Source organism: Clostridium vincentii (genome assembly GCF_002995745.1).
GTDB classification, from domain to species: Bacteria; Bacillota; Clostridia; order Clostridiales; family Clostridiaceae; genus Clostridium; species Clostridium vincentii.
In genome coordinates this window covers 1-8,504 of the sequence record NZ_PVXQ01000068.1, presented here as the reverse complement: position 1 = coordinate 8,504, position 8,504 = coordinate 1, and the positions used below count along the sequence as shown (strand labels likewise).

Genomic DNA, 8,504 nt, shown 5'->3' with positions numbered 1-8,504 from the left:
AATGATCCAGATTTATTTAAATCACTATTTCCATGGAGTAATCTTCCTGCTGAATGCTATTTAAATAAAAAGGATTGAAAATAAGCGGTTAATGACTGTCAACGTGACGAGTTATTAACCGCTTACCTAATACCTAGGGATAGGGAGGAATGCATTAATGAATAAAAAAGAATCATATTTTACAAAGAAAAATATTATTAAAGGTGTAATTGTATTTGGAATTGTTGTTGTAATTGCAGGTATAGCATATTTAAAGAATAACAATTCAAATAATGAGGGGAATGATTCTAATTTGGAAAATGTAGTTGAAAGTAAATCAGAGGATTTAAAGGACTCTAGCCTAGAGGATACAATTAAATTTGAATTAGATGCTACTACTAATTTCAATCTTGATGAATTGAAATCTTATGGAATTCCTATGGTGATTGATTTTGGGTCAGATTCATGTGTACCATGTAAAGAAATGGAACCAACCTTAAAAGCCCTTAATGTAGAATTAAAGGGAAAAGCTATTGTAAAGTTTGTAGATGTGTGGAAAACACCAGATGCTGCAAACGATTTGCCGATAAAGGTTATTCCAACACAATTTTTCTTTGATAAAGATGGAAAACCTTATGTCCCAAAGGACAATGCAGCTGGATTCACAATGTATAATGACAAAACTACAGGAGAACATCTTTTTACAACACATGAAGGCGGTATGGATAAAGAGTCAATACTTAAAGTGTTAAAGGAGATGGGCTTAGAATGATTAATGACTGGTTAGAATCTTTATCAGCGTTAATTACTCAAAGAATATGGTTAGCGCCCTTTTTAGCATTGTTTGCAGGAATTTTAACATCCTTTACTCCCTGTTCACTTTCTAGTGTGCCATTAGTAATAAGCTGCGTTGGAGGTACTAGAAGTGATGATACTAGAAGAGCTTTTAAATTATCAGTAGTATTTGCAATTGGAACAGCATTAACATTTACTACTTTAGGTGTTGCTGCATCTTTAATGGGAAAACTTATGCAAGGGGTAGGGTCATGGTGGTATTTAATATTAGGTGCACTTATGGCGCTTATGGCATTACAAACTTGGGAGATATTTAATTTTATACCATCATCCTATGCAATGAATAAAAACAAGAAAAAAGGATATATTGGAGCATTTATAGCAGGAATATTAGGTGGCTTTTTTTCATCGCCTTGTTCAACTCCTGCACTAATAGTTATATTAGCTTTTGTAGCTAAAGAAGGAAATATTCTATTTGGAACCTTGTTATTATTGCTTTATTCTGTAGGTCATAGTGTTTTAGTTATTATAGCAGGGACATCTATAGGATTTGTAAGGAAAATTACAAGCTCAAATAAATATGGCAATTTAAGCTTAATATTAAAAATAGGTATGGGCTTTATAATGCTTTTACTTTCATTTTATATGTTTTACTTAGGATTTTAAATTTAAGTGAAGTACGTGTCAGAAATATTGATGCATATTTCTCTTTTTTTTTGTAAAAATTTTGACTGTAGAGTATTAAGTTAAATAAAATTAACATAGAAGTACAAATAATTAACAAAAGTAGTGTTTAAACTTCATTAAAAATTAAGTAGTATATGAGTACGGACGCATATATTGATATACGAGTCTAAAAGTGTATTAGTAATTTATTGAGGAGGTTTGCAAATGGAGAAGAAAGTATTATTTTTATGCTCACAAAATGCTGCAAGAAGTCAAATGGCAGAAGCTATATTAAATATTAAAGGTAAGGGGAGATTTATAGCATATAGTGCAGGACTTAACCCAGCGTCAAAGATTGATTCTTTTGCTATTGAAGCAATGAAAAGAGATGATATTGATATTTCATGCAAAAAGCCAAAAGCCTTTATGGAATTTGGAAATGTTAATTTTGATTTTATTATTACTCTCTGTGATAAAGCAATAAATGAATGCCCAAATTGTTCTATTGATACTGTTACAGTACATTGGGGTATAACTGATCCGATTAATTTTAAAGGTACAGATGAAGAGAAATTAGAATCGTATATAAAAATTAAAAAAGATATTATGACTAGAATTAATGTATTTTTATCTATCCCTATAGGAAAACTAAATAAATTATCCTTAGAAACAAATATGCAAGAACTTGAAAATTTATTAAATTTATCGTTAATTTAAGGGGTGTTGTGTTGTGAGAAAAGTATTATTTTTATGTATTAAAAATTCATCAAGAAGCCAAATGGCTGAAGCCATTTTGAATTCTAAAGCAGGGGATAAATTCCAAGCATATAGTGCAGGCTCAAGACCTGTTGAAAAAATAAATCCATATGCAGTTAAAGTAATGGAAGAGGTTAATATTGATATCAGTAACCAAACACCTAAATCGGCAGAAGAATATCTTGATATAGATTTCGATTTTGTTATAACACTTTGCGATAAAATGAAAGAGGAATGTCCTAATTTTCCGGGAAACCCTATAGTAGCACATTGGGGAATGCCTGATGCGGATGAAATTCAAGGTAATGAAGAGGGAAAATTAAAGAACTTTAGGAAAACAAGAAATGAAATACTTAAAAGAATAGAATTATTTATCAACTTGCCTATGGACAAATTAGATAGGATTGCAATAAAGAATATGACAAAAGAAATAGGGATTACAAAATAAAAAAACTAAGGAGGAATTTAGAAAAATGGCCATCACAGAGTTAAATAATGAAAATTTAAAAAGTGAGATAGAATCACAGGAAGTAGTACTTATTGAATTTTACGCTAATTGGTGCAATGCTTGTAAACAATTGATAAAAGTATTGGAGATTGTAGCTAAGGAAAATTTAAAAGTAAAATTTTATAAAATTAATACTGAAGAAAACAAAGCATTATGCAGAGAGCATAAAATATTAAGTCTTCCTACATTTCTAATATTTAAGAATAGTGAAATCGTTGAAAAGGTCAACGGATTTAAGCCTAAACAAGAAATAGAAGAATTATTAGCAAATTACTAATAAACTCAGGTAGTGTAGGTAAGCCAAAAACAGGAAATCCAAAATTAAACTATGTGATTATTGAAGTTACAGATGAGGTTAAACTTGAAACAAGTGAAGTTGAATATGACTTTGAAAAAATAGCAAAGTCTATCGAAGAAAATGGATTACCTAAGGAGTTTGCTAATATCATAAGAACAGGAAACGCTTAAAATCAAAATTAGTATGGCCATAGTTAATGTGTGATGATAAAGAATGGCTATTTAACAAAGTAAGAAAAAGCAAGTTACTTAATTAGTAGTTTGCTTTTATTTTAGAAAATTTTAAATAATGTATAATTATTAGGGATTTTCATAATACTATTTTGTGACAATAATTAAATTATTGCATAAACTAATATATATATAGGTAGATAGACAAATATGTATATAATAATAATAATAAGTTGCTAAACACAAGATAATATTGACAGTAGATAGATAATAGTTTATATTAGACATAGATAGATGTCTATATAGAAAGGTTCTGAATAAAAATGAATTATGAAGAAAATGCAAAACTTATTAAAGCACTAGCTGATGCTAGTAGACTGAAAATAGTTGATATATTATCCTGTGGTGAAATGTGTGCCTGTGATATACAAGAATATTTTGATTTCACACAACCTACACTTTCCCATCATATGAAAGTATTAATTGATTGTGGACTTGTAGAAGTTAGAAAAGAAGGAATATGGAATTATTATTATTTAAATAATAATAATTGCAATAAAGTAATTTTAAACTTGATGAATCTTGTAACAGAAACAGAAAAATGTATTTGCAAGGATAAATCAAATTGCAACTGTGAATAAAAAAAATAATATAAAGGAGTGAATCTATATGAAAAAAATGATTATATTTGATCCAGCTATGTGTTGTTCAACAGGGGTTTGTGGTCCAGGAGTAGATAAGGAATTGTTAAGAATGTCAACTTTTATAAACACATTAAATAAGAAGGGGATATTAATAGAAAGATACAATCTTTCAAGTAATCCACAAATATTTGTAGATAATAAAGAAATAAATGAAATTTTAAATACTAAAGGAATGGATGCATTGCCAGTAATTATGGTGGATGGAATTGTAATTAAAGAAGGCGGGTATCCTACTAATGCAGAGATCTGTGAATTGTTAGAATTACCATTAAGCTATTTAAAAGTTGATATAAAAAAACCTGATAAGGGCTGTGAATGTAAAGGAGGATGTTGCTAAAAATTAAATTATATTTTATTAATTTAATTTATTAAAACTAATATTGAAAAGAAGAAAGGAATGATAAATTATGTTTAAAGCATTTGATATAAAGGAACTAAATTTAACAAAGTATCTATTTTTCACAGGAAAAGGTGGAGTTGGTAAAACTTCAACAGCATGTGCTGTTGCTTTGTCTTTAGCGGATGAAGGAAAGAAGATTATGCTTGTAAGTACTGATCCAGCTTCCAATCTTCAAGATGTATTCAATACTAAATTAACTAATAAAGGAATTCAAATTAAAGAAGTTCCAAATTTAGTTGTAGCAAATTTTGAACCAGAAGCCGCTGCTGCTGAATATAGAGAAAGTGTTATTGGGCCATATAGAGGAAAACTCCCTCAAGCAGCACTAGACAATATGGAAGAACAATTATCCGGTTCATGTACTGTAGAAATTGCAGCTTTTAATGAATTTTCTTCAATGATAACTGATGAAGAGGTATCTACTAAATATGATCACATTATTTTTGATACAGCGCCAACAGGTCATACTTTAAGAATGTTACAGTTACCTTCTGCTTGGAGTAATTTTATAAGCGATAGTACTCATGGAGCCTCATGTTTAGGTCAACTTTCCGGTCTTGAAGATAAAAGAGAAATCTATAAAAATGCAGTAAATACTTTATCAGATAAGGATAAAACAATACTTGTACTTGTATCTCGTCCTGAAAATTCACCATTAAAGGAAGCTGAAAGAGCTTCTATTGAACTTCAAGAAATAGGAGTGAAAAATCAAATATTAGTTGTAAATGGTGTCCTTCAAAGTCATGATGATGAGCTATCAACTGCTATTTATGGAAAACAACAAAAAGCTTTAAAGGAAATGCCGGCTAAGCTTAAAGACGTTCCAACTTTTGAAATTCCATTAAGACCTTATAATATAACAGGACTGGAAAACGTAAGAGCTTTATTAAAGGATGATCATATTAACATGAGTCATGATACTTTAAATATAACTACAATACCAAAATTAAAGACTATTATAGATGATCTTTATAATACTAACAAAAAAGTTATATTTACTATGGGTAAAGGTGGAGTAGGGAAAACTACTATAGCAGCTGCAATAGCAATAGGTTTAGCTAAAAAGGGTAAAAAGGTTCATTTAACAACTACTGATCCAGCTGGACATTTAAATTCTGTATTAGATGAAAGTTATGGAATTTCATTAAGTAATATTGATGAGAAAAAAGAACTTGAGAAATATAGAGAAGATGTATTAAGTAAAGCAAGAGAAAATAATATGAGTGATGAAGATATTACTTATATTGAAGAGGATTTAAGATCACCATGTACTCAAGAAATTGCAGTTTTTAGAGCTTTCGCTGAGATTGTTGAAAAATCAGAAAATGAAGTAGTAGTAATAGATACAGCACCAACAGGTCATACATTACTACTTTTAGATTCAACAGAAAGCTATAATAAAGAAATTTCTAGATCAGAGGGTGATATACCAGCATCAGTTATAAACTTGTTACCAACATTAAGAAACGAAGCTGAAACAGAAGTTATAATAGTGACTTTAGCTGAGACTACTCCTGTTTATGAAGCTATGAGACTTCAAAAGGATTTAGATAGAGCAAAGATAAATAGTAAATGGTGGGTAATAAATTCAAGCCTTTATGCAACAAAGACAACTAATGATATTTTAAAGGCAAAGGCAAGTAATGAAATTCAGTGGATTAATAAAGTTGATGAAATATCTAAGGGAAACTTTGGAGTAATTGAACTTAAGACTGATGAAGTTAAAGGCGATAAACTTCTAGAGTTATTAGAATAGATAAATTATAGATTGTTAAGGTTCTGTAAAAATATAAAAAATGTTTATATTAGATAGTATACTTGTGTTGTGAAAAATAAGGAGGATGAAAAAATGAGGATATTAGTTATAGGTGCAGTAGCGGCAGGGACGTCAGCAGCAGCAAAAGCACGAAGAAATGATGATAATGCTGAGATTGTAATATATGAAAGAGATAAAGATATATCTTATTCAGGTTGTGGACTTCCTTATTATATTGGAGGAGAAATTGAAGACATTGGTGAACTTACGCCAAGGGATCCTATATTTTTCAAGAAGAAATATAATGTAGATGTTTTTACTGGTTATGAAGTATTAAATATAAATCCAGACTTAAAACAAATTACTGTAAAAAACTTGCACACAAAAGAAGTTTTTATTGATAATTATGATAAGTTAATAATTGCTACAGGAGCAAAGCCATTTATACCTAATATAGAGGGCGTGGATAAAGAAAATGTGTTTTTCTTAAGGAATGTGCAAAGTGCAAGAAATATAAGAAATTATATAGAAAGGAAAAAGCCTAAGGATGCAGTAATAGCTGGAACAGGATTTATTGGTTTTGAGATGCTAGAGAATTTAATGGCCGATGGAATCAATGTAACTATAGTTGAAATGCAAAATAAAATAACACCTAATCTTGATGAGGACATGGCGTTATTTTTAGAGAATGCATTATTAAAGAAAAAGATAAATATTATTAAAAATTCAACTATTACTAAAATTGATGACGAAACTGTAACGTTAAATGATAACACTGTACTGAAAAGCGATATGGTAATTATGGCAACTGGAGTTAGACCAAATACAGAGCTAGTCCGGGAAGCTGGAATAGAAATTGGTGTAACTAAAGCTATTAAAGTTAATAACAAAATGCAAACTAATATAACTGATATTTATGCTTGTGGAGATTGTATAGAAACATTTTCTACTATAACCGGAAAACCAGTATATAGACCATTAGGTTCTACTGCTAATAAAACAGGAAGAATTGCAGGAGATGTAGTTACTGGAGGGGCTTTAGAATATAAAGGAAATCTGAGTACAGGAATTTTTAAATTATTTGACATGAGCATTGCAAGTACTGGGCTAAGTGAAAAAGAAGCATTAGAAGAAGGTTATGAAATTCAAATATGCCACAATATAAAACCAGATAAACCTTCCTATTTTCATGGCAAAGAAATGGTTATAAAAGCTATAGCTGATAAAAAGACTCAAAAGATTCTAGGAGTGCAGATTGTAGGCTATGAAGGAGTAGATAAAAGAATAGATGTGTTTGTTACCTTAATAACTTATGGAGCAAAGGTAGATGAATTATTTCATTTAGATCTTGCATATGCACCACCTTTTTCAACAACTAAGGACCCTGTTCACTATACAGGAATGATTTTAGATAATGCATTAAATCATAATAGAAAAATTATAACATCAGAGGAACTTACAAAACTTGTAGAAAAGGATGAAAAAATTCAAATAGTAGATACGAGAGTAAGCAAACAATATGATGAAGCTCATGTAGATAATTCGGAAAATATACCTCATAGTAAGTTAAGAAAATCTATGGAGACTTTAGATAGGGACTGTGCGGTAGTAACTTATTGTAATAAGGGTGTTACAGGCAATGCGACACAAAATATCCTTATAAATCATGGATTTAAAGAAGTATATAATCTTTCTGGCGGACACAAGTTTTACAAAGAGAGTAAATCAAAGTAATTATATATAATTATAAGAATGGAGGGCTATAAATATGTCTCAAAATAATCAGAATAAAGAAGCGGGATTAGGGATATTTCAAAGATATTTAACACTTTGGGTAGCCGCATGTATTATTGTTGGAATAGCTATAGGAAAGTTCATACCGATAATTCCAGATACTTTAAACAAGTTTGAATATTATAATGTATCGATACCAGTAGCAATATTAATATGGCTTATGATATATCCTATGATGCTTAAAATAGATTTTACAAGTATAGTTAATGCAGGTAAAAAGCCAAAAGGAATTTTATTAACTTGCGTAACAAATTGGCTTATAAAACCATTCACAATGTATGGAATTGCATATTTTTTCTTATTTATAGTATTTAAAAGCCTGATACCAGCAGATCTTGCTAAAGAATATTTAGCAGGGGCAGTTCTACTAGGTGCAGCTCCATGTACGGCAATGGTATTTGTATGGAGTCAGTTAACTAAAGGTGACCCTGCATATACATTAGTACAGGTTGCAGTTAATGATTTGATTATATTAGTTGCATTTGCACCAATTGTTGCTTTCTTACTAGGCGTTAGTGATGTTGCAGTTCCATGGGGAACACTTATATTATCAACGTAAGCGGTTAATAACTCGTCACGTTGACAGTCATTAACCGCTTATTTTCAATCCTTTTTATTTAAATAGCATTCAGCAGGAAGATTACTCCATGGAAATAGTGATTTAAATAAATCTGGATC

General features: G+C 30.0%; 10 protein-coding genes and 1 pseudogene. All 11 read left to right on the top strand.

The annotated features are described in order from the left end of the window. Nucleotides 1–157 precede the first annotated feature (157 nt). Nucleotides 158–751 (top strand): thioredoxin family protein, encoded by a 594-nt coding sequence (locus tag CLVI_RS16755; protein WP_106061352.1) that lies wholly within the window; start codon nt 158–160, stop codon nt 749–751. Continuing rightward, the gene (locus CLVI_RS16750; protein WP_106061350.1) at nt 748–1,440 is read left to right on the top strand and encodes a cytochrome c biogenesis CcdA family protein; all 693 of its coding nucleotides are present in this window, start codon (nt 748–750) and stop codon (nt 1,438–1,440) included. The genes CLVI_RS16755 and CLVI_RS16750 overlap by 4 nt, the downstream gene beginning before the upstream one ends. Before the next feature lie 225 nt (nt 1,441–1,665). Further along, nucleotides 1,666–2,157, top strand: a complete 492-nt coding sequence (locus tag CLVI_RS16745) for an arsenate reductase ArsC (RefSeq protein WP_106061349.1) — start codon at nt 1,666–1,668, stop codon at nt 2,155–2,157. A 13-nt stretch (nt 2,158–2,170) separates the two neighbouring features. Continuing rightward, nucleotides 2,171–2,644, top strand: a complete 474-nt coding sequence (locus tag CLVI_RS16740; protein ID WP_242980754.1) for an arsenate reductase ArsC — start codon at nt 2,171–2,173, stop codon at nt 2,642–2,644. 25 nt (nt 2,645–2,669) lie between these two features. Then, complete coding sequence (locus CLVI_RS16735) at nt 2,670–2,981, top strand: thioredoxin family protein (protein WP_106061347.1); 312 nt, start codon at nt 2,670–2,672, stop codon at nt 2,979–2,981. A 53-nt stretch (nt 2,982–3,034) separates the two neighbouring features. Beyond that, nucleotides 3,035–3,172 carry a hypothetical protein gene (locus tag CLVI_RS17570; RefSeq protein ID WP_170065705.1) on the top strand — a complete coding sequence of 46 codons (138 nt, stop codon included), beginning with the start codon at nt 3,035–3,037 and terminating at the stop codon, nt 3,170–3,172. Between the two features lie 323 nt (nt 3,173–3,495). Then, nucleotides 3,496–3,813 carry an ArsR/SmtB family transcription factor gene (locus CLVI_RS16730; RefSeq protein ID WP_106061345.1) on the top strand — a complete coding sequence of 106 codons (318 nt, stop codon included), beginning with the start codon at nt 3,496–3,498 and terminating at the stop codon, nt 3,811–3,813. A 28-nt stretch (nt 3,814–3,841) separates the two neighbouring features. Beyond that, complete coding sequence (gene arsD / locus CLVI_RS16725; protein ID WP_106061343.1) at nt 3,842–4,213, top strand: arsenite efflux transporter metallochaperone ArsD; 372 nt, start codon at nt 3,842–3,844, stop codon at nt 4,211–4,213. 70 nt (nt 4,214–4,283) lie between these two features. Continuing rightward, nucleotides 4,284–6,032, top strand: coding sequence for an arsenical pump-driving ATPase (gene arsA / locus CLVI_RS16720; protein WP_106061342.1), 1,749 nt, complete (start codon nt 4,284–4,286; stop codon nt 6,030–6,032). A gap of 93 nt (nt 6,033–6,125) precedes the next feature. Beyond that, the gene (locus CLVI_RS16715) at nt 6,126–7,766 is read left to right on the top strand and encodes an FAD-dependent oxidoreductase (RefSeq protein WP_106061340.1); all 1,641 of its coding nucleotides are present in this window, start codon (nt 6,126–6,128) and stop codon (nt 7,764–7,766) included. A 34-nt stretch (nt 7,767–7,800) separates the two neighbouring features. Beyond that, nucleotides 7,801–8,382: pseudogene (locus CLVI_RS16710) on the top strand (arsenic resistance protein); the annotation flags it as partial. Nucleotides 8,383–8,504: the final 122 nt, after the last annotated feature.